This window comes from Amycolatopsis sp. NPDC059027 (assembly GCF_042739735.1).
Lineage (GTDB): Bacteria > Actinomycetota > Actinomycetes > Mycobacteriales > Pseudonocardiaceae > Amycolatopsis.
The window spans coordinates 97,195-117,122 of record NZ_JBHYIK010000012.1; the positions used below are offsets into that span (position 1 = coordinate 97,195).

At 70.2% G+C, this 19,928-nt stretch carries 19 protein-coding genes; 8 read left to right on the forward strand and 11 right to left on the reverse strand.

The features are described 5' to 3' along the window. Positions 1-53: 53 nt before the first annotated feature. On the reverse strand, positions 54-530 hold the full coding sequence (locus ACFWY9_RS11010; RefSeq protein ID WP_378322501.1) for a LuxR C-terminal-related transcriptional regulator: 477 nt from the start codon (positions 528-530) through the stop codon (positions 54-56). A gap of 242 nt (positions 531-772) precedes the next feature. On the opposite strand from ACFWY9_RS11010, the gene ACFWY9_RS11015 reads away from it, so the two are divergent. The 6 genes from ACFWY9_RS11015 (at position 773) to ACFWY9_RS11040 (ending at position 6,725) form a co-directional block, all read left to right on the forward strand. Next, positions 773-1,615, forward strand: a complete 843-nt coding sequence (locus ACFWY9_RS11015) for a hypothetical protein (protein WP_378322503.1) — start codon at positions 773-775, stop codon at positions 1,613-1,615. After that, the gene (locus ACFWY9_RS11020; RefSeq protein WP_378322504.1) at positions 1,599-2,957 is read left to right on the forward strand and encodes a hypothetical protein; all 1,359 of its coding nucleotides are present in this window, start codon (positions 1,599-1,601) and stop codon (positions 2,955-2,957) included. Before ACFWY9_RS11015 ends, ACFWY9_RS11020 begins: the two co-directional genes overlap by 17 nt. After that, complete coding sequence (locus ACFWY9_RS11025) at positions 2,954-3,430, forward strand: hypothetical protein (RefSeq protein ID WP_378322505.1); 477 nt, start codon at positions 2,954-2,956, stop codon at positions 3,428-3,430. The genes ACFWY9_RS11020 and ACFWY9_RS11025 overlap by 4 nt, the downstream gene beginning before the upstream one ends. Beyond that, complete coding sequence (locus ACFWY9_RS11030; RefSeq protein ID WP_378338739.1) at positions 3,414-4,712, forward strand: hypothetical protein; 1,299 nt, start codon at positions 3,414-3,416, stop codon at positions 4,710-4,712. Before ACFWY9_RS11025 ends, ACFWY9_RS11030 begins: the two co-directional genes overlap by 17 nt. A gap of 27 nt (positions 4,713-4,739) precedes the next feature. After that, positions 4,740-5,951, forward strand: a complete 1,212-nt coding sequence (locus ACFWY9_RS11035) for a hypothetical protein (RefSeq protein WP_378322507.1) — start codon at positions 4,740-4,742, stop codon at positions 5,949-5,951. A gap of 81 nt (positions 5,952-6,032) precedes the next feature. After that, a complete protein-coding gene (locus tag ACFWY9_RS11040) occupies positions 6,033-6,725 on the forward strand; it encodes a flavin reductase family protein (protein ID WP_378322743.1) in 693 nt (230 codons plus the stop codon). Between the two features lie 24 nt (positions 6,726-6,749). On the opposite strand, the gene ACFWY9_RS11045 is transcribed toward ACFWY9_RS11040, so the two are convergent. Continuing rightward, positions 6,750-7,691 (reverse strand): hypothetical protein, encoded by a 942-nt coding sequence (locus ACFWY9_RS11045; protein ID WP_378338740.1) that lies wholly within the window; start codon positions 7,689-7,691, stop codon positions 6,750-6,752. 166 nt (positions 7,692-7,857) lie between these two features. Between ACFWY9_RS11045 and ACFWY9_RS11050 the strand changes: the two genes are divergently transcribed. Together ACFWY9_RS11050 and ACFWY9_RS11055 are read left to right on the forward strand one after the other, a co-directional pair. After that, positions 7,858-8,406: a GNAT family N-acetyltransferase gene (locus ACFWY9_RS11050; protein ID WP_378322510.1), complete on the forward strand. Its 549-nt coding sequence runs from the start codon at positions 7,858-7,860 to the stop codon at positions 8,404-8,406. 100 nt (positions 8,407-8,506) lie between these two features. After that, positions 8,507-9,790 (forward strand): MFS transporter, encoded by a 1,284-nt coding sequence (locus ACFWY9_RS11055; RefSeq protein ID WP_378338741.1) that lies wholly within the window; start codon positions 8,507-8,509, stop codon positions 9,788-9,790. Here ACFWY9_RS11055 and ACFWY9_RS11060 read toward each other — a convergent pair. The 9 genes from ACFWY9_RS11060 to ACFWY9_RS11100 form a co-directional block, all read right to left on the reverse strand. Further along, a complete protein-coding gene (locus ACFWY9_RS11060; RefSeq protein ID WP_378338742.1) occupies positions 9,777-10,988 on the reverse strand; it encodes an SGNH/GDSL hydrolase family protein in 1,212 nt (403 codons plus the stop codon). The genes ACFWY9_RS11055 and ACFWY9_RS11060 overlap by 14 nt on opposite strands. Positions 10,989-11,262: 274 nt before the next feature. Further along, complete coding sequence (locus tag ACFWY9_RS11065) at positions 11,263-12,372, reverse strand: aminotransferase class V-fold PLP-dependent enzyme (protein ID WP_378322513.1); 1,110 nt, start codon at positions 12,370-12,372, stop codon at positions 11,263-11,265. Next, entirely contained in the window at positions 12,369-13,229 is an 861-nt protein-coding gene (locus tag ACFWY9_RS11070) for an acetylxylan esterase (protein ID WP_378338743.1), read from the reverse strand. The genes ACFWY9_RS11065 and ACFWY9_RS11070 overlap by 4 nt, the downstream gene beginning before the upstream one ends. Next, entirely contained in the window at positions 13,226-14,185 is a 960-nt protein-coding gene (locus ACFWY9_RS11075) for an acetylxylan esterase (protein WP_378322515.1), read from the reverse strand. Before ACFWY9_RS11075 ends, ACFWY9_RS11070 begins: the two co-directional genes overlap by 4 nt. A gap of 4 nt (positions 14,186-14,189) precedes the next feature. Next, a complete protein-coding gene (locus tag ACFWY9_RS11080; protein WP_378338744.1) occupies positions 14,190-15,281 on the reverse strand; it encodes an ABC transporter ATP-binding protein in 1,092 nt (363 codons plus the stop codon). Between the two features lie 4 nt (positions 15,282-15,285). Beyond that, positions 15,286-16,170 carry a carbohydrate ABC transporter permease gene (locus tag ACFWY9_RS11085; RefSeq protein WP_378322518.1) on the reverse strand — a complete coding sequence of 295 codons (885 nt, stop codon included), beginning with the start codon at positions 16,168-16,170 and terminating at the stop codon, positions 15,286-15,288. Then, on the reverse strand, positions 16,167-17,054 hold the full coding sequence (locus tag ACFWY9_RS11090) for a carbohydrate ABC transporter permease (RefSeq protein ID WP_378338745.1): 888 nt from the start codon (positions 17,052-17,054) through the stop codon (positions 16,167-16,169). Before ACFWY9_RS11090 ends, ACFWY9_RS11085 begins: the two co-directional genes overlap by 4 nt. Before the next feature lie 8 nt (positions 17,055-17,062). Continuing rightward, positions 17,063-18,364, reverse strand: coding sequence for an ABC transporter substrate-binding protein (locus tag ACFWY9_RS11095; RefSeq protein WP_378322520.1), 1,302 nt, complete (start codon positions 18,362-18,364; stop codon positions 17,063-17,065). Positions 18,365-18,469: 105 nt separating this feature from the next. After that, complete coding sequence (locus ACFWY9_RS11100; RefSeq protein WP_378338746.1) at positions 18,470-19,792, reverse strand: helix-turn-helix domain-containing protein; 1,323 nt, start codon at positions 19,790-19,792, stop codon at positions 18,470-18,472. Between the last annotated feature and the right edge of the window lie 136 nt (positions 19,793-19,928).

Here is a 19,928-nt window from a genome sequence, read left to right on the forward strand (position 1 = left end):
GCTGAAGGGGACTTTCGTCGCGTGCGATGCGAGGAAAGTCCCCTTCAGCATCTTCAGGCCGGGAGTGGCCGTACCGGGTCGGAGCCGTCCTCGGGAGCCGGGTAGGGCTCGGCGGAGTCGGAGAGCACGGCCACCATCGCGGCACGGGTGCCGACCCCGAGCTTGGTGAAGATGCGCCGCATATGTGCCGAAACGGTGTACAGGCTGATGTCGAGCACGGTCGCGATCGCCCGGTTGGTGTAGCCGAGCCCGACCATGCGCGCGATCTCGTGCTCGCGCGGGCTGAGCACGTCGTGGGCGGCGGGCGCGATCGGGACCAGCAGGCACCGGACACCCAGTTCCGCGCAGTCCAGCAGCGGACGGCGCCGCGCCGCGTCCGGATCGGCCAGCTCGGACACCCGGCGCACGAGCGCGCGGACCAGATGCTGGACCAGCTCGTCGTCGACGGGCTCCTCGTGTCTTTCCGCCGGCCGCGCCCTGGCGGCCGTGCGTGTTCGTGGTTCGGACGTGGTCGTGGCCTGAGCCGACATGTCCTGCCTCCCCCAGAGTCCCCCCGGTTCCCTACCGACCAGGAACCCGTAAATCGGCCATTCCGCATCGTCGATTCGTGTGACACCCGGGTGAACTAGCTTTGTCGTGCTGCGGGTGAACGTGTGACTACCCGATGTCCTGGCCGCCGTGTGCACTGTCGGTCAGCGCTCACCGACGCTTCGCGCCGGGGATCTCACGGATCTGGGCTTCTTCATCGGTCATGCAGTCAAGGAGGAACATCATGAGCCGTTACCCGGCCATTCAGGGCGAGCTGGAAGACGAGTTGTCCCGCGAGCTCGAGGACGAGTTCGAGAGCGAGGTCGGCGGGCTCGCCCACGAGCTGGAAGATGAGCTCGAGGACGAGGCGTACTTCGAGTACGAAGACGAAGACGAGTTCGAGGACGAGGTCGGCGGGCTCGCCCACGAGCTGGAGGACGAGCTCGAGGACGAGGCGTACTTCGAGTACGAAGACGAGGACGAGGCCGAAGCCGAATTCGAGACGCTCGTCCGGGAGCTGGAAACCGAATTCGAACTCGAAGGCGAGGATTTCTCGAACCCCGCCCGCCGCATCTACTCCGACGCGGAAATGATGGCGCAGCTCGCTTTTCAGGCGGAGAACGCGGAATCGGAGGAAGAGGCGGAAGCATTCCTCGGCGCGCTCGCCCCGCTGGCTTTCCAGGCCGCGAAATGGGCGGCGCCGCATATCGCGAAGTACGCGCCGAAGATCATTCGCGGGGCGGTCAACCTCGGCAAGAAACTGTGGAGCAGGCCCGCCACCCGCGCCGCCGTCCGCCAGGTGCCCAAGATCCTCGGGCGCACGGTCCGCACACTCGGCAAGCACTACGCGGCGGGCAGGCCGATCGACGCCCACACCGTGTCCCGCGCGCTGGTGGGCCACGCCGTGCACGCCGCCGATCACTCGCGGCACCAGCAGCGCCGGCACCGCGGCCGTCCGCAGCAGCGACGGCGCGGGCACCGTCCGGCACACGCGCGGCGGCACGGTCACCGCAGGCAGCCGGTGCGGGCCAGGGCACGCGGGGGCAGCCGGCAGCGGCGCGGCCGGGGCCGTGCGCGCCGCCGTTAGCCCGCGTTCCGCCGCGTCCGGTGACCTCGTCGCGCTCACCGGGTCCCGGCGGGCGCGGCGCACGCTCACCACACCGGCCGCCGACGAGGAGCTGCGCACCTGGGTGCTGACCCAGGCGACCAACGTCGAACGGCATCTGGCGGCCCTGCGGCCGTTCCGGTGGTCCGAGTTCGGCGATCCGGCCACCGGCCCGAGCCGGGCCCATCTGGCCGCGGTCAACGCGATGATGTCGACCCTGCGCGCGCCGCTGTACACGGCGACGAGAGCGGCTCGCCGGGCGGCGGAAAGCGCGGCGGGGAATCCCACCGCCGCGCAGCTGGAGGGGCTGCTGTACACGAAGTCGCGCGCGCATCGCTGGGTGCGGACCACCGAGCGGGTGTGGGACTTCTACCTGGACCTGTTCAACCAGCGGCAGGGCGCGTTCGCCCCGTGGCTGGTCGCCTGCGACAGGGTCGCGCTCGACTGCTACCAGTACGCGTACCTCGGGATCGGCAGCTGGCGGTCGATCCCGTCGCCGCCGCCGTTCTGCTACCTCAAGACCGGTTCGGGGCCCGCCACCACCCGCCGCGGGATCCCGGTGCGCCGGCTGGCGAACCGGCTCAACCCGTTCCCGCTGATCCAGCTGCCGTATCACCGGCTGGTGAATCCGTGGACGCTGGGCGCGGTCCTGCACGAGGTCAGCCACAACCTGCAGAACGATCTCGGCCTGGCCAGGGCGATCCCGTTGCAGGTGGCCGCGCGCCTGACCGAGGCGGGGATCCCGCGTCCGCTGGTGTCGGTCTGGGTCCGCTGGAACCGGGAGACGTTCGCGGATCTGTCCGGGCTGCTGCTCGGCGGCCCGGAGATCGTCGGCTCGCTGTTCGACGTGATCGGGCGGACCGGGCCGGAGTCGCTCGGGTTCTCCCCGCGCGCGGTGCACCCGATCCCGTACCTGCGCGGGAAGCTGTCCGTCGAACTGTTGCGGCGCATGGGTTTTCCGCAGCGTGCCGAGGGATACGCGCGGCTGTGGCACCGGCTGTATCCCCGCCCGAAGCTCATCGACGCGCCGGCGGGGCTGCTGGCCACGGCGGGACGCGCCATCCCGGCCGTGGTCGACGCGATGTGCTTCACGTCGTTCCCTTCGCTCGGGCACCGGGCGCTCGCCGAAGTCCTGCGCTTCGAACCGAAGGAGCAGGCGATGATCGAGGAGTCGGCGCAGCGGCTGGCCGAGGGTGTCTCGCCGGGGGTGGTGCCGGAGCGGTTCCTGATCGGCGCGGTCCGGTTCGCGCTCGCACACCGGCTGGCACCGCCGAAGCGGCTGGTCGGCTACTTCATGGAGGAGCTGGGGAGGGAGTCGCGATGACGCTGGCCGACGCATTCGCCTTGCTGGGCAAGGAGATCCGGCGGCTGGCCGAGGCATGGCGCGAACTGGGCGTCAGCGTCGTGACGGATCGCCCGTCCGGGGTGGGCCTCGCGCTGGCCGATCACCTCGCCGAGGTGGTCACCGACGGCTCCGCGGAGCTGGTGCCCGCCGTGCACGCGATCGAGGGGCCGCCGGGTGCCGCGCCGCTGCACGCCGCGGCGGCGGCGCTGCTGCGGACGCGGCGGCGGCTCGACGACGAATTCAGCGCGTACACCCCGGTGAGCGAGCTGATGCGCGCGGTGCGCGGGCGCGGGGCGGACTGGCGCGGCTGGGCACAGAGCGTCCGGCGCGGCGTGGACCGCTGCGCGGAACCGCTGGCGGACGCGGAAACGGCGATGCTGCGTTGCTGGCGGGAAGTAGGAGAAGTGGCCGAACTCGACAAGTGTGGGGCATCCGATGACGATCAACGATGACCGCGGTGCGACGCTGCCGCGACCGCAGGACATTGACAGCGCGTATCCGATTCCGCCCGGCCAGCTGACCGTCGCGCCGGTCAACCCTGGCAAGCTCGCCGAACAGGCGATCGGTGACGTACTGGGCTGGAAATGGCGGGAGGGCGACACGAAGGGGTTCGTGGCCGCGCTGACCGGGAGCTTCAAGCTGACCGAGGTCCGCGGCCACACCGAGGCGGCGTGGACGCCGCGGGGCTACGCGATCCAGGCCGATCTGGGCGCGGTGACCGGTGGCCAGGCCTCGATGGCGGCGCGGGCGAGGAGCGCGGTGAAGGACTCGGTCGCCCTGCTCGACTCGCTCCGTCCACTTCGGACGAACGCGGACCCGGAGAACGCGGAGGGCTTCCGGTCGCTGGTCCGCCACGACCTCGAACAGATCCGGCAGGAACTGGAGAGCCCGCTCATCCGGGTGCCGAGGGTGGATCAGTTCTTCCTGCTGCTGCTGGGAAACGCGGCCGCGCTGACGGTTCCGCCCGGTACCGACCCCGATCGCGTCGGCGGCCACCTCGGCCAGTTGCGCGACGCCTTCGGGCTGGTGGGCGGCCAGGTGAACACCATCGAGGAGGAGCGGATCCAGACCTCCTTCATCACACTGACGGACTGGGTGGTCTCGTTGTTCCGAGGCTGGCGTGACGCGCGTGACCGGATCGACCCGTTCAACCAGCCGCCGGGCGGATCGCCGTTCTTCGGCCCCGCCGTCGTGGCGCTCTCGCAACTGCTCGCGGCCACCGCGCAGCAGGTCGACGAGGTCGTCGACATGCTCCGGCTGGTCTACATCCAGCAGGCCGACCTCGAGGTGCTGCGCGTGCCCGATCCCGACGGCGGTTCGATGTCGCTGGGCGGCCTGCTGCGGTGGGTCCGCGACTTCGCCACCTTCGAGGGTGGCCAGCTGATCGAGTCCGCGGGCAAGGAGGGCGTCAGCACGGCGTTCCTCCAGGTCGCGGTGCGGCTCCAGCGGATCGTCGCGTTCCTGCCGAGGCAGAGCCCGAACGGTGACAACCGCGACGTCCCCGGCAACTACCGCGCGACCCTGCCCCCTGGCTTCTTCAGCTCGCGGGTGCAGCGGGCCATCGACGAACTCGACGACCACCTCCAGGAGATCGTCCGGATCGCCCAGCCGATCCGCGGTCCGGAAGGGACCGATTCCGGCGGCCCGGACGACCCCGGCCCCGGTGGCCCGGACGGCCGTGGCGGCCCGACACCGCCGCCCGCGCCCCCGCAACGGAAGCAGACCGGGCAGTAGCCGGCCCCGGCAACTTGGAGGAACGTGATGGGCACCGAGAAGGAATACCGGGAACTGTTCGACCGGGTGGCCGCGCTGCGCGGCCAGGTCGCCGGCAAACTGTCGAACGAGCTGGGCAGCGACCCGAAACTGGGCGACGCGATCCTGAAGCAACTGGACGACATGCTCAGTGCCGTCGAGCTCGCGGAACGCGCGAAGCCGGGCCCGCCGGACGGCGGTCTCGCCCAGCTCGTCGGCCTCGGCGACAAGGCGGCGGGCGATCTGGGCCAGACCAGCATGCCGCCCGGGGTCGAACCCTACGACGAGACGGTCGCGTCGGAACGGATCATCGCCGTCGGCGATCTATACTACCTGTGGCAGCACGAGGCGAGCGGTGTGTTCCGGGTCGTGCAGAAGCTGCAGGAGCTGTTCCAGCGCGGCGCGATCCGGCTTTCGGACGGGCCGGGCGCGTTCGGCCTGTACCGCTTCGACCGCCGGGATGTCTTGCGCTACACGAAGAAGGACCGGCTCAGCGCGTACCGGCGCGTACTCGGCTACGGCAGGGGCCTCGGCTCGGCGAACGCCAGGCCGAACACCGATTTCCACCAGCTGTTCACCCAGTTCTCCAACCAGGTCGCGTTGTTCTGGCGGGACAAGCGGGTTTCGGACGTGATCAGGGAACGGGCGAACGATCCGAGCTTCGGCAGTATCGCGGTGGTCCGCCGCAGCGGGCTCGACCTGCGCAACAACCTGAAGTTCACCTCCTACGGCCATCTCAACGTGCTGCGCGTGGAGGTCATGCAGCTGCTGGCGGAGGCGTTCGCGATCCTCGGCGCGGAGGACGTGCTCGACCTGTTCGGCGCCACCAGCGCGTGGGACACCGTCGACGAGGTCCTGATCCGCTACTTCGACGAGCGGCTGATCTCCTCGCCGCGGCAGCGGATGGCGGTCACCGGGAGGCAGGTGCTGCGCTGGCTCGCGGCGCCGCACATCCTGGAGACGACGCGTTCGGAGTTCGAGGCGCTGCTGCTGGAGATCGCCGAACCCGCCGAGGAGTGGCTGGTTTCCGCGCAGTCGCTGCGGGTGGCCGACCGGACGTCGTCGCGGCAGATCCTGCCCTTCGACCGGCAACAGCCCGCCGGGGTGGCGACGCCCGCACCGCGGCGAGGCGAGCGGCCGGGGCGGGCGCGTGCCGCCGCGGGGAACGACCGGCGCAACGGCCAGCGGAACGGGGCGGTCGTGCCGCTGGCCGGGCGGTAGGGGACCGGCGGGCGGTGATCGCCACGTCCGATTACCGCCAGCCGGACGTCCGCACCGGACAGCAGACTGGCCGGTGTGAACGTGAATTCTCCAGTACACACCCCGATCGAACCCGGCATCCTCTACTTCGGCACGCCGGTCGTGCTGATCTCGACCCGCAACGAGGACGGCACCGCGAACCTGGCCCCGATGTCCTCGGTGTTCTGGCTCGGCTGGCGTGCCATGCTCGGCCTCGGTGCCCGCTCGAAGACGACACAGAACATGCTGCGCACCGGCGAATGCGTGCTGAACCTGCCCTCGGACGCGCTCGCGGACGCGGTCGACCGGCTCGCGCTGACCACCGGATCCGACCCGGTGCCGCCGAACAAGCGGAAGCGGGGTTACCGGTACGAGCCGGACAAGTTCGGCCGCGCGGGGCTGACGCCGATCCCGGCGGAGACCGTCGAGGCGCCGCGCGTCGCGGAATGCCCGGTGGTGATGGAGGCTCTCGTCGAAGGGGTGCACCCGATCGCGGAGGACGACGAGGCGCAGCGCGGCGGGATCGTCGCCATCGAGGTCCGCGTCCAGCGGGTCGGCGCGCACGACGACGTCCGCATGGCGGGCACGGACAACCGGATCGACCCGGACGCCTGGCGCCCCCTCATCATGAGCTTCCAGGAGCTGTACGGGCTCGGCCCCAAACTGCGGCCGTCGACGCTCGCGAGCATCCCCGAACGGCTGTACCGGAGCCCGGACATCGAACGCGCCCGCGAGGTGGGCGCCCGGGTGTCCTGACCTGAGTGTCCTTTGTGGACCTTTTCAGTTCGACGGCGTCGGCGCGGTGAAGGCTGGGGCGGCGGCCGCGATCCCGGCCGTCAGGGCGGCGCGGGCGGTGGCGTCGGCCGTCCCGGCGGGCTGTTCGGTCAGGAGGGCGACGACGTAGCGGCCGTCGACGACGCCGGTCGTGTTGAGCACGAGCGAGGAGTCCAGGATCATCCAGCCCTGCTTGACCAGCCAGCTCGACCCGGGCAGCCCGTCCGGGATCCCGAAATACTGCTGGTACCCGTCGTCGGCGGTCGGACGGGCGCCGGCCAGCGCGGTGAGGACCGGCTGGGCGACGTCGTGCGGGACGGTGTCCTCGAGGTAGTCGTAGACGCGGGCGACGTCGTCGGGGCTGGTGCGGGCCATGCCCCACTGGCCGGGATCGTCGGCGGGGGTGGTGGCGGTGAGCCCGATCAGCTCCGCCATCCGCGTCACGATGTCGCCCCCGCCGTCCTCTTCCCACAGCTGTGAAGCGATGGCGTCGTTGCTCCCGGCGAGCATGTCGGTCAGATCCGCGACGGTGGCGGCGTCCGGGACGTGCCAGCCGCCGCTGTGCGCGACGTCGAGGGCGATGAGCAGCTTCACCACGGAAGCCGTGTAGTACGGCTGGTCGGCACCCGAGGCGGCGAGGGTCCGCCCGGTGTCGCGGTCGCGGATCACGAAGCCGACCTCGGTGCCGGGTGACGCGGCCTTCACCGCGTTGGTGACCGCGGTCGCGATCTCGTCCGGGCTGGGCGGGGGAGCCGTCGAGGTGGTGGCCTGCGTGCTCGAAGGCGCTGACGTGCTGGGCGGGGCCGAGGACTTCGACGCGACGGGCGACGGCCGAGGCGGTGGCGGATCGGCGACAGGGTGCGCGCCCGCGGTGACGAACAAGCCCGAGGTGAGGACCAGCCCCGAGATTCCCGCCCCGGCCAGTGTCCAGCGGATGCGTCTGCTCATGCCCCGTCCAACGCCGGGAGCGGACCCGCCGTCGCCCGAAACGACCTGTAGGTTCCCTGTGTCTTGCTGTGGTTTCGCTGTGGGTACCCCGGTGCGGGGTCTACAAAGGACCGGGCGGCCGCCGCTTCGGGTCGACAGCGGGCGGATGGGGGTCGAAACTGGTCCGATGACCGCTGCTGGCCAGATCATCGGTGACCGCGTCCGCCTCCGGCCCGCCGGCGCCGCGGACGCTGTCCGGTTCGAGGAGATCCTGTCGCATCCGGAGGTGGCCCGGTGGTGGGCGGACGCCGAGGAGCCGGTCGCCGAGCAGGTGAAGTACCTGGTCGACCCGGAGGAGGACACGAGCACGTTCGCGATCGAGTTCGAGGGTGCCACGGTCGGGGTCGTGCTCGCGTTCGAGAAGACAGATCCGCAGTACCGGCACGCCGGGATCGACATCGCCCTGCATCCGGACTGGCAGCACCGCGGCCTCGGTGCCGACGCGATCCGTACGCTCGCGCTCCACCTGTTCACCGAGCGTGGCCACCACCGGCTGGTGATCGACCCCGCCGCGGAGAACGAGCAGGCTATCCGGCTGTACAAGTCGCTGGGTTTCCGCCCGGTCGGCACGATGCGCCGCTACGAGCGGGGCAGCGACGGCACCTGGCACGACGGGCTGCTGATGGACCTCCTGGCCGACGACCTCGCCGGGCCCGAGCCCGACGATCGTCGGTAGCCGCCGCGCCACTCACCCGAACGGGTCGACCGGGGCGATCCGCCGTGTCATCATGTCGCACGGCCGACGAGGTGGTCGGCGGGATCCTGGGGGTGCCACGGTGGTGCAACTGAAGACGGAACCGGCGCAGCTGCGGCGGGTGGCGGTGGCGAGCGCCATCGGCACGACCATCGAGTGGTACGACTACTTCATCTACAGCACGGCGGCCGCGCTCGTGTTCGGGCGCCAGTTCTTCACCACGCTCTCGCCCGCGTCCGGCACCCTCGCCGCGTTCGCGACCCTCGGCGTCGGGTTCCTCGCGCGCCCGGTCGGCGGCATCGTGTGGGGGCATTTCGGGGACCGGATCGGCCGCAAGGCGATGCTGGTGTTGTCGCTGGTGCTGATGGGGGTCGCGACCGTCGGGGTCGGCGTGCTCCCGACCTACGGCACGATCGGCGTGGCGGCCCCGATCCTGCTGCTGGCGCTGCGGCTGCTGCAGGGACTGTCCGCCGGCGGCGAGTGGGGCGGCGCCGCGCTGATGGCCGTGGAGCACGCGCCGGAGGGACGTCGCGGGCGGTACGGCTCGTTCTCGCAGATCGGTGTCCCGGCCGGGCTCATCCTGGCGCAGCTGGTGTTCTTCGTGCTCGACGCGGCACTGACCAAGGCCCAGTTCGAGAGCTGGGGCTGGCGGCTGCCGTTCCTGTTCAGCATCGTGCTGGTCGCGGTCGGCCTGGTGATCCGGCTGCGGATCGAGGAGTCACCCGTGTTCGCCGCGCTGCGGGACGATCGGGCGCGCAGCACCAAGCCGATGCTCGACGTGCTGCGCGAGCGGCCGAAGGAACTGCTGATCGCGTCCGGGAGCTTCATCGCCAACACCGCGATCGGGTACGTGTTCCTCGCCTACCTGCTTTCGTACGGCACCTCGGTGCTGAAGGTCAGCCGCACCGCGATGCTCGTGGTGGTGATCGTCGGCAGCGTGACGTGGCTGGTGAGCATCGTGGGCTCGGCGATCTGGTCCGACCGCGTCGGGCGGCGGCCGGTGTACCTGCTGGGGTCGGTTCTGCTCGTGGTGTGGTCGATCCCGTTCTTCTGGCTCGTGGACACGCGTGCCGCGTGGCTGCTCGGTGTCGCCGTCGTGGTGCTGAACATCGGCCTCGGCCTGACGTACGGGCCGCAGGCGGCGTTGTACGCGGAGTTGTTCGAGCCGCGCTACCGCTACAGCGGCGCGTCGTTCTCGTACGCGGTGGGAGCGGTGCTCGGCGGCGGGTTCGCACCGCTGATCGCGACGGCGTTGCAGGACGCGACCAAGACTTCGCTGTCGGTGTCGCTGTACATGGTCGCGGTGGGCCTGATCAGCCTGGCGGCCGTGCTCGCGTTGCCGCGCCGGACGGCTAAAGCCGGTTGAGGTCGACGGCGGCCGCCATCGCCTGGTAGCCCGCGTCGCCGGGGTGCAGGTGATCACCGGAGTCGTAGGCGGGCAGCATCCGCAGCGGATCGGCGGGATCGCGCACCGCGGCGTCGAAGTCGACGACGCCGTCGAACACCCCGCCGGTGCGGATGAAGGCGTTGACCGCCTGCCGTGTCCGCTCCAGGTTCTCGTTGTAGACACGCCAGCCCTTGAATGGGGTCAGGGTGGCGCCAAGGACGCGGATGCCGTGCGCCTTGGCCTGCGCGACGAGCTGGCGGTAGACGGAGATGATCCGCGCCGGGTCGGTCTGGTGCGGGTCCTGCTGGATGTCGTTGATACCTTCGAGCACGATCAGCGTCCGGACGCCGCCGAAGCCCAGCACGTCGTGGCCGAAGCGGGCCAGCGCGTTGCGGCCCGCCCCGGAACCGGGGACGTCGAGTAGCAGGCGGTTCGCGCTGATGCCCGCGTTCAGCACGCCGAGCGGCCGGTGCGCCGCGCGCAGCCGGTCGCTGAGGTAGTCCGGCCAGCGGTGGTTCGCCCCGGCCCGCGAGCCCGCGCCGTCGGTGATCGAGTCGCCGAGTGCCACGACCGCGCCCTGGCCGCCGTTCTGCACCTCAACGCCGGTGACGTAGTGCCACACCGCGGTCCGCTCGGTGAACGACGCGCCGGACTCCTCGGTGGTGAAGTCGCCGGCGCGGGTGAAGAACGACGTCTGCTGGGCGAGCGGGTGGAAGGTCACCGGGCCGGACTTGCCCGGCACGAAGGTGGTGACGAGCAGGTCGGCGTCGGCCGGGATCCGCAGCGGGGCCGCGTCGCTGAGCACGTCGGCACCGGCGGGCACCACCACCGTGGAGGATCCGCCGAAGGTCAGCGTCCGCACCGTTCCCGGTGTCGCACGTGGACTGTCCGAAGTGGACGCAAGTGCGACGGTCACGTGACCGAACGTCAGCGGTGCCGCGCCGAAGAGATTGGACAGCCGGACCCGCACCCCGGTCCCGCCGACGCTGCTGTGGACCACGTTGCGGATGGAGTAGTCCGGGTAGCCGTCCGGGGTGTTCGGCACGCCCGCCGCGGGGGCCGCGGACCAGGTGCCGACCCACCCACCCGGTGTCGGTTCCTGGTGCGCGCTGCTCGCCGTGGTGAGGGTGCCGAAGGTGAGCACAACCGCCGCGGTCAACCCCAGTAGCCGTCGCATACCGAAACAGTGCGCCGGAGCCTCGGAAGCGGGCGACCGCTGATCAGGTGACGGCGTCCCGCTGGACGGGAGGGGGCGGGCCCGCCCGGGCTGAGGTCGTCCGGACGGGCCCGCCGGACCGGCCGGTTGCCGCGACCGCGCCGGTCCTGGGGTGGCCCGGACCGGCGCGGGCCTGGAGGCTGGCCCGGCGGTCTCCGCGAAGCGACCCCGGAGGGCTGCGGGAGGCCCTCACCTCCAAGCACGGCCGCCGGGCCCCGGCGGTTCAGCACGGTCTTCATCGGGCGCCCAGCAGCGAACGCAGCGTGTAGAGCACGAGGACGTCCTCACCGGGTTCGAGGGTCTGTGGATTGAGGGCGATCGCGTCGCCGACCACGTTCACCGCGATCCGCGGATCGTTCTCCCACAACGCCTTCACCAGTGTCTCCGTCGTCCAGCCGGTGGCCGCCGAGACGTGGACGAGTGCGCGGCCGTGCGGCTGTCCCGCCTCACTCGGGTACCCGCGTTCGACCCGGACACCAGGCAGGCCGCCGAGGCCTTCCACCCAGCGCGTCACGGATTTCTCGTACTCGGCCAGCAGCGCGGGCTCGTCCTGCTGTAGCGACCACTCGACCGCGGCCAGCAGCCCGAGCATTTCCTCCTTCCCGACCTTCATGCCCCGGCCGACACCGTGCCGCGGCGACGCGTGCGCCCGGCAGCCCTCGATCACCGCGGTGCTCCCGAGCACCAGCCCGCTGGACTGCGGACCGCGCAAACCCTTGCCACCGCTGACAAGTACGGCGTCGGCACCGAGCCCGGCCGTGAAGTCCCAGAGCGACGAAATCGGCGGGATCTGCGCGGCGGCGTCGACGAGTACGGCCACCCCGCGGGCCTTGGCCAGTGCGACCACTTCGGACAGTGGTGGCGCGCCTTCGGCGTAGTGCGCGCCGGCGAACCAGAGCACACATGCCGTGTCGGCACCGATCGCCGCCTCCATCGAGGCGAGGTCGGCGCCGAACTCGACGATCTCGGCACCGAGCAGCCGCGCGTTGTAGTCGTACGGGTTGCGATGCCCCCGGAACATCGCAACCCGGGTCCTGGTCATCCCGGTCATCGCCGGGAATACCTCCACAGTGGACGGTTCCGGGCCGGTGACGCAGGCCGCCACCGAGAGTGTGATCCCGGCGGCCGCGCCGGAAGTCACGTACCCGGCGGTGTTCCCGGTCAGCTCGGCCAGCCGGGCACCGACCCGGCGCTGCAGCTCCGGCACGTCGACGAACTCGCACGAGGCCTCCGCCATGGCGACCACCGCCGGGGGAGCGAGCCGCGACCCGCCGAGCCGGGTCAGCGTGGCCGCCGCGTTGATCACCGGGCGCAGCCCCAGCTGCCGGTACCGTTCGGCTCTCACGCTGTGAACCTCGCCATCGGCTCGACGCCGAGCCAGCCCGCCAGCCACGCGTCGAGGGCACGCATGTCGATGGCGTCCTCGTCGGTCCGGCGGTAGGTGTCCATCCGGCCGCCGAACGCGCTGAGCAGTTCGTCGGTCCAGTGCCGAGGGGGGCCGCCGGGCAGCGTGATCAACGTCCGCGCGGTGACCGAGAGCGCGTGCCGCGCGGGTTCGAAATACGAGAGCGTGTCGACGATCCGCTCCTCGTCGCCGGGATGCCGCCGGAGATGGTCGTTGAGTTCTTCGAGCGGATACTCGCTGGTGGAATGGCGTAGCCGCAGCGCGTTGTGCAGCAGCGGCCCGGTGACCTCGACCGCGGTGAAACCGCGACGGCGGGCCGCGGTCAGCAGGGCGAGATCGTCGCCGACCAGACCGGCCCGGCCCGGGTCGAGTTCCGGGCGTCCCCACAGGAATTCGGCACCGCGGAGGCAGTCCGCGACGATGTCCCGGTAGACGTACGTCGCGGGATCGGTGATACCGCGGGTGAACAGGCCGGGGTAGGCCGCGGCGAACGGCTCGTCGGCTCGCCGTTGTCCCCGGTGCATGAGCGTGAACACGACGTACCGCAGCCGCTCGTGGTAATGCGGCGCGTTGTTCACGCTGCCGTGCCGGGGAAGCTCCAGCAGCCCGGGGAACGGGCCGGGGCCGGTCGGCACGCTGAGGTAGCCGAAGATGCGATAGCCACCCAGACTGTTCAACCGCACTTCGTAGCCGGAAAAGTCCTTTGTGGACCGTGACGGCATCGGGGTCAGGACCGCGTGTGCGGGCTCGTCGGCGAGTTCCGCGTCGAGGGCCGCCCAGTACTCGTCGAAGTTCACGCTATCGCTCCGCTCGGCTCGAGGAATCCGTCCAGGAACTTTTCGACCTCGGGCACGACCCACCGCAGCCCGGCGTGGTGCGCGCACCGCTCATAGGTGAGCAGCGTCTTCGGCTCCGGCAGCAGACGGAACACCGAGAACCCGGTTTCGGGCGGGCACACGTCGTCCTCCATGCCCAGATAGACCAGGATCGGCGCGCGGACGGCGCCGGCGAAGTTGAGACCGTCGTAATAGGACACCGTCTCGGTGATCAGCGCTTCGTCGTCGGGACGCACCCGCAGGTACTCGGTGATCTCCTCGTACGGGTAGGAATGCGTCAGCCGGGTCGCGGCCATGATCCCGCACAGGTACGGCGCCCCGGCCGCGACGCAGCGCACCAGGCCGGGCCGCAGCGCGGCGGAGATGATGCCGAGCCCGCCGCCCTGGCTCGACCCCCACACCCCGATCCGGCCGCCGTCCACGTCCGGCAGGTCCGCCACGACATCGAGCGCGCGGACGACGTCGACGTAGAACCCGCGGTAGGTGTAGGAGAACCGGTCGGTGATGTTGTCGACGAGCAGCCCGGGGAAGCCGGGGTTCACCACCGCGTTGGCCCGCAGCTTCCCGCGCGGGGCCAGATCGATGGCGACGTAGCCGCGTGCCGCCCACGACTTCATGATCGCGGGTTCGGAGATGTAGCCCGGAATGTGCAGCACCACCGGATAACCGCCGGGCGGCGCCGGTTCGGCGGGCGCGGCGTACCACGACGTGACCCGGACGCCGCCGAAACTGGTGTAGCTCAGCTCGCCGACCGTGACCCGCTCGGTCGACAGGTCGGGGCGGTGGATCAGCTCGGGAGCCGGGTCGACGGCTTCGGCCTGACGCAGCGTTTCGGCCCAGAACTCGTCGAAGTCGCCGGGTTTCCCGATGGTGATCGCGGCGGTCTCCGGCTTTCTGGGCGAAGGTGCCCCGGTCATCAGTTCACCTTTCCGTGTGGGCGGGTGCGAACAGCGCGGCGCCGCTCTCGGCGTCGAACAGGTAGAGCCGGTCCGGCCGGAACACGACCGACACCGGATCGTCATGGGAGGTGCGGAAGGGCGCCGGAACGCGGGCCTTGACCAGCGCGCCGATATCGACGGTGACGAGCACGTCGGCACCGAGTGGTTCGGCGACGAAGACCTTTCCCCGGCGGCCCTCGCCGTCCGGGCCGTTGAGCCGGAGGTCCTCGGGACGGACGCCGAGCACGACGTCGCGATCGGGGACGTCTCCGGCCCCGGCCGGGAGTTCCTGCTCCCAGGCCGGGCCGCGGAACAGCCGGCGCCCGCCGTCTTCGACGATCCGGCCACGCAGGAAGTTCATCGCCGGGCTGCCCATGAAGGAGGCCACGAACATGTTCGCGGGGCGGCGGTAGATCTCCTCGGGCGGGGCGCACTGCTGTAGTTCGCCCTCGTTGAGCACCGCGATCCGGTCCGACATCGTCATCGCTTCGACCTGGTCGTGGGTGACGTAGATGAACGTCCTGGCGAGGTCGGCGTGCAGCCGCTTCAGCTCCGCCCGCATGTCGACGCGCAGCTGAGCGTCCAGATTGGACAGTGGCTCGTCCAGCAGGTAGGCGCCGGCGTCGCGGATGATGGCCCGGCCGAGCGCCACCCGCTGACGCTGGCCGCCGGAGAGTTCCTTCGGTTTGCGGTCGAGCAGCTTCCCGATGTCCAGCGAGCGAGCGGTTTCCGTGACGCGGCGGGCGATCTCGTCCTTGGGCACCCGCATCATCCGCAAGGCGAACCCGATGTTCTGCGCGACGGTCTTGTGCGGATAGAGCGCGTAGCTCTGGAACACCATGGCGACGTCGCGCTTGTTGGCGGGCAGGTGGCCGACCGGCTCGTCGTCGAAGAACACCTGGCCCGAGCTGGCCCTTTCCAGTCCGCAGATCATCCGTAGTGTCGTCGACTTCCCGCAGCCGGACGGGCCGACGAGCGTCAGGAACTCGCGGTCGGCCACGGCCAGGTCGAGCCCGGCCACCGCGACGGCGTCGCCGTAGGCCTTGCGCAGGCCCGTCAACCTCACGTGCGCCATGACGTCACCCCTTCACCGAACCGGCCGCCATGCCCTGTACGAGCAGCCGCTGGAAGATCAGGACCAGGATCAGCGGCGGGAGGACGGCCAGCACGCCCGCGGCCGCCATCAGCGTGAACTGCGTGTTCAGGTCGGTCGCGAAGTTCGCGGCGACGACCGGCATCGTCTTCGCCGCCTTCGTCGAGGTCATGAACAGGGCGAACATGAACTCGTTCCACGCCGTCATGAACGAGAACACCGCGGCGGCCACGAGTCCTGGCGCGGCGACCGGCAGGAAGACCGTCCACATGGTACGGAACCAGCCGCAGCGGTCGACCCGCGCCGCGTCCTCCAGTTCCCTCGGTACCGCGCGGAAGAAGTCCTTGAGCACCCAGATCGTGACCGGCAGGGAGAAGGTCAGGTAGCTCAGGATCAGCGCGCCGTAGGTGTCGAGCAGGCCGAGCGAGCGCATCATGAGGTAGACCGGGATGATGATCGCCACGCTGGGCACCATGCGGGTCAGCAGGTAGCCGATCAGCAGGAGCTTGCCGCCGCGGAACTTCAGCCGGGAGAACGCATACGCCGCGGGCACCGCCAGTACCAGGTTCAGCACCGCGGTGGAGACCGCGACGACGAGGCTGTTGCCCAGCGCGAACGGAGTCTCCTCGATGGCCCGGCCGCCGACCAGCGCCTCGCCCGCGTTCGGCTTCAGGAAGCTCAGGTAGTTCTCGAGTGTCGGCTTCGCGGGAATCCATTGTGGAGGGACGGCGATCGCGTCGACCTCGTGCATGAAGCTCATCGCGAAGATCCAGTAGAACGGCATGAGCAGGTAGAGCGCGAAGCACGCGGCGATCGCGTAGACGACGATCTTCTTCCACGGCAGCCGGTACCGCAGGGGAACGGTGCTCACAGTTCGAAACTCCCCTTCCGGTAGAGCGCGGCGACGTAACCGACGGACACCAGCAACGTGATGAGCGTGATCACCCACGCGTAGGCGCTGCCGAGGCCGAAGTCGGTGTAGGTGAGCGCGGTGCGGATGTTCAGCACGGCGATGACGTCGGTCGCGTCGCCGGGACCGCCGCCGGTGAGCACGTAGATCGTGTCGAACGCCTTGAACGCGTTCATCGTCTCCAGGATCAGCACGATCAGCAGCGGATGCAGCAGCCAGGGCAGTGTCACCTGGCGGAACCGCTGGATCACGCCCGCTCTGTCCACAGTGGCCGCGTCGTACAGGTCCTTCGGGATCGTCGAGAGCCCGGCGAGCAACAGGATCACCGCGAACGGCAGCGTGTTCCACACCTGGGCGAACGCGGTCAGGAAGAACGCCCCGCCCGCCGACGACAACCAGGCCTGGTAATGGCCGATCAACCCGAGGCTACTGAGCAGTCCATTGAGGACACCGGTCTTGGCATCGAAGATCGTCCGCCACATCAGGCCGTTGACCACGCCCGGCATCGCCCACGGCAGCAGCGCCAGGCTGCGCAGCGCACCGCGGCCGAGGAACGTCTCGTTGAGTACCAGTGCCAGTGTCATCGCCAGTACGACGGTCATCGACACCACGACCAGGACGAACAGCGCGGTGGTACGCAGCGAGCCGAGGAAGGCGGGGTCGTGCCAGAGCGAAAGGTAGTTGTCCAGTCCGATGAACCGGGTCGCCTTGGGGCGCTTGAGGTTCTGCCGGTGCAGGCTGACCCAGAAGGAGTAGCCGATCGGATAGGCCACCAGCGCCAGCAGTACGACCATCGCGGGCCCGTTGAGGAGATAGGCGCGGTGGGTGTCGGTCAGTTTCGGCATCCCGCCCCCTACTCGTAACGCTTCGCGAGGGAACGGGCGGTGTCGTCGAGGCTCGCGGAAGCCGCGGCGGCCGTGGTCGCGCCGACGAGAATCCGCTGGGTCGCGCGTTGCAGGCTCTGTTCGAACTCCGGGTACCAGGGTACGGCGGTGACCGCGCGGGCCTTCGCGACGTGGGCGAGCTGCGCGTACACCTCGGGATCGGCGAACTTCCGCAGCACCCCGGTGATCTCGGGGTCGTCGGCGAGAGCGCGGTAGGCGTAGCCCAGTCCACGCTGGACGAACCAGAACCTCGCCGTGTAGGGCTTTCCCTCGGCGTCGAACCCGCCGACATAGTTGAGCAGCCGGAGGGCCTTCTCCCGGACCTCGGTGCGGGCGCCGAGGCAGTACATCCGGGTGCTGCTGACCGTGCCCCGCGTCCGGCCGTCGAGGCTGGGGAGTTGCGCGAGCCGGATCTTCCCCGCGGTCTTGGACTTCGCCGGGTCGTTGTAGTTGCGCAGGGTGTAACGGGAGGTGATCACGAACGCGTAGCGGCCCGCCATCACCGCGTTGTCCATCGGCACCGGCAGGAGTTGCAGGCACGCCGGGTCCAGCACTCGCGAGCGGCGGCTGACGCGCTCCAGCCATGCGAACACGCCGGTGAGCGCGGAACCGGACGCGCTCATCACCGGCCGCAGCCGCTCGTCGAAGAGATCGGCCTCGTTGGCGTACACGAGTCCCCACAACCAGAATCCGGCGGTGTCGGAGAGCTGGGCGGCCACCCCGATGGGGAACTCGAGGATCCCGGCCCGCTTGATCCGCAGCGCCTGCTCTTCGAGTTCGTCGAGTGTCTTCGGTGGCGCGGAAATCCCCGCCCGGCCGAGTATTTCCGCGTTGTACACCAGCGACTGCATGTCGGTGTAGTACGGCAGCCCGTAGCGTTTCCCCTGATACGTCATGGCCGCGGCGTTGGACGGGTAGACGGCGTCGTAGATCTCGTCGACGCCCGCGATGCCGTCGAGCGGCTGGAGGTATCCGGCTTCCACCGAACCGGCGAGCGAATCGTCGTACATGTAGAGCACGTCCGGTCCGCCGCCACCGAGGAACTCGGCGGTGATCTTCTGGATGAACTGCGAGCTGGTGATCGGCGTGTAGGACACCCCGACGTCCGGATTGAGCGTGGTGAACCGGGTGACGTTCTGCTGTACCAGCTGGGATTCGTAGTCCCAGCCCTCGAACCGGACCTTGCCGTCGCGGACTGTGCGGCCGCAGGCGGACAGCAGGGGGAGGGCGGCACCGAGGGAAGCGGCCTTCAGGAAGCTGCGGCGATCCATCGGCCTCCGTCCCGCGACCTACGTTCGGAAGTAGTGCGTTTCGACGATTCGAGCAGCATGACCCGGTGTCGCGCGCAGGTCAATGGCCGCGCGGCCGATCCGCATTTATGTATCCAGGTTCGTTGACAGCGCTGGGGATTCCTGCTGAAGTGCGCGCTCGATGCCGAGCCGGAACAACGTGGCGGGCCTGCCCTTACGATGGGTCTGCTCGCTGCCCTCGGGCGTCACGAGGCCGCCGGCGAGCAGGGTACGTAGTAGCCGGCGCCCACTCGGGTCGGTGATGCCGAGCGCGTTGGCGAGTTCGGCCGAGGACAACGTCCGGCCCCTCCTGCCGCGTTCCACGGCGACCAGGCGGGACAACGTCGCCGCGCTCAGCCCGACCCGCCGGGCCAGCTGTTCGAGTCGGGCGCCGTGATCGCGGTAGGTGAACTCGGCGGGTACGCCGTCGGGGCCCATCGGCCCGATGACCACCCCGGTGTCCTGGATGAGGTAGCCGGACGGACGTCCCTCGGCCTCGGCCCGCGCGGCGGCGCGTTCGGCGAGCGTGACGCAGGTGCGGGCCGAACCACCGATGCCGAACCCGGCGGCGACCCGGACGCCGAGTTTCTCGGTCGCCGCGCCCAGCACCGGCACGGTCAGCCACTGATGGGTCATCCGGTCGAACAACGCCTGGTGCGCCAGCACGATCACGCCGCGCCTGCCCCGGTTCTCGATCCAGGCGTCGGCGAACTCCGGCGTGTTGAGCAGCAGGTTCATCAGGCCGATCCGCGCGCGGTCGACGTCACGCTCGGGCGCGGCGACGAGGAAGACCCCCGCCGCGAAGCGGAACTCGGCGGCCTGGCGGGATTGGAGGCGCAGGACGAGGTCGTGCAGTTCGGCCCGCACGGTGGACGGCACGGTGAGGCTCTGCACGACCGGGACCTTGCCGCGCAGCCGATGCGTGACCTCGGTACGCGCGCTGATCACGAACCCGCCACGCCGCACCGCCCGCAGATGGTGCGTCACGATTTCGGCCGCGGGCTGCCCGGCACGGTACGGCAGCGACACGACCTGCCGGGCTCGCAGGCCCAGTGCCGTGCTGACCTCGTCGACCGCGTCCTCGGCGAACGTGTCGATGCTGACCGTGCCCGGCCGCAGATTGCGGGTCAGCGCTTTGGCGAAGGCAAGGGAAAGCGACAGCGCGGGCGGCCGGACGACCGCGACGGCGAGATCGTCGGGGAGCAGGTGACGGCAGGCGTCGTGGGGGAGCAGCCCCATGAGGAGCCCGTCGAGCCGGTCACCGTCGAGGATCTTCGCCGCGGCCTCGGGAATGTCGTCGTCGTGGGGATAGACCGCCCATTTGCACGTGACCCCGGTGAGCGTCCGCGCGGCTTCCTCGAACACCGGGACGCTCTTGGCGTGCAGCACCAGGCCGACGGTCACGGTCATGGCTTCACCACCTTCGCTTGTCGTGGCTCAGCGTGACCGCCGGAGCGGCGATGGTCAACTCGGGTTTCTCGAGATGAGTTCGGCGCAGCCGAACACTTTCGCGTGGTGGACGTCGTGAGGCCGAGGCGAGGTCTTC